Annotated in this window: 1 protein-coding gene; it reads left to right on the top strand. The window is 45.5% G+C overall.

Annotated elements, in window-relative coordinates; genetic code table 11:
- On the top strand, window positions 1–1410 hold a 1410-nt coding region (locus RE317_RS20895), incomplete at its 5' end, for an IS1182 family transposase (RefSeq protein WP_217768172.1).
- Window positions 1411–1519: the final 109 nt, after the last annotated feature.

Here is a 1519-nt window from a genome sequence, read left to right as displayed (position 1 = left end):
TATGCCTATATGAACAACATCTACTCCTGCCGGAAAATCGAAAAGCTCCTTCACCGTGACATCCATTATATCTGGCTTGCCGGATATGAGAAACCGGATTTCATCACCATCAACCGTTTCCGCAACCGGGTGAAGAATGAAATCAACGAGGTGTTTACCCAAACCGTACTCCTTCTCTCTTCCAAAGGCTTCATCAGCTTGAATGTGGAATACATTGACGGGACAAAGATTGAGTCCAAAGCCAATAAGTATACTTTCGTCTGGCGGAAAACGGTTGAGCGGAACCGTGAACGCCTGATGAAGAAGATACATATCCTGCTAGGGCAGATAGACAATGTCATCGCCCAGGAGAACTCATCGGAAAGCAATGAGGAGATTGAGTTCACTCCGGTCATGCTGACTGAAATGGCGGGAGAATTGCGTCAAGCACTCGAACAGGTTCCTGAACCCTCCACGAAAGAGGAAAAGACTGCGTTGAAAAAGAAACGCAAACAGCTGAAGGAGTTGGAAGAGCACAGGGACAAGCTACAGGAATACGACAACCGTCTGGACACGCTGCAGGACAGGAATTCCTATTCCAAAACGGACAATGACGCTACTTTCATGAGAATGAAGGAGGATGCCATGCGTAACGGCCAGACAAAGCCCGGTTACAACCTCCAGATCGGCACCGGGAACCAGTTCATTACCGACTTTGCACTCTTCCCGAACCCTACGGATACACTGACCCTGATACCTTTCCTGCAATCCTTCTCAAGCAGATATGACAGGCTGGCCCATACGGTGGTTGCCGATTCCGGCTACGGTTCTGAGGAGAATTACCGCTTCATGTCAGAAAACGGTATGGAAGCCTACGTCAAGTACAACTACTTCCACATGGAACAGCGGCCGAGATTCAAACCGGACCCGTTCAAGGCGGAAAACTTCTACTACAATGAAGAACAAGACTTTTGTATCTGCCCCATGGGACAGAAGATGCAAAGGATAGGGACTAGACATGTGAAAACAGCATCCGGATATGTCAGCGAAAATGCCAGGTACAGAGCCATCAGATGTGAAGGCTGTCCGCTAAGATGCCGATGTTTTAAAGCAAAGGGGAACAGAACGATAGAGTTGAATCACAGACTCAGAAAATACAAGCAAAAAGCCAAAGAGTTGCTCTGCTCAGAGGAAGGGCTGAAACACAGAGGACAGAGATGCATAGAACCGGAAGCCGTGTTCGGACAAATGAAAAACAATATGAATTACAAACGTTTCCGCCATTTTGGAAAGGATAAGGTCTTCATGGACTTTGCCTTCTTTGCCATTGCCTTCAATATAAAAAAGATGTGTGCAAAAATGACTAAAGAAGGTATGGATTGGCTGATTAGACCGTTTTATGAGCTTACAGTTGTTCTATTTAGATGTTGAGAACGCATAAATCAAAGAAATCCTCAAAATATCGCAGCTTAAAAAAATGAGTCGATTTTTATAGTCAATGAAAAAAAAGAAGGCGCATCGTGTATTACGACACACCTTC

It is taken from the genome of Phocaeicola sp. GP0067 (assembly GCF_031119655.1).
Taxonomy (GTDB): Bacteria; Bacteroidota; Bacteroidia; order Bacteroidales; family Bacteroidaceae; genus Phocaeicola; species Phocaeicola vulgatus.
The sequence above is the reverse complement of the archived record's forward strand: the minus strand, read 5'-3'. Positions and strand labels throughout refer to the sequence as shown.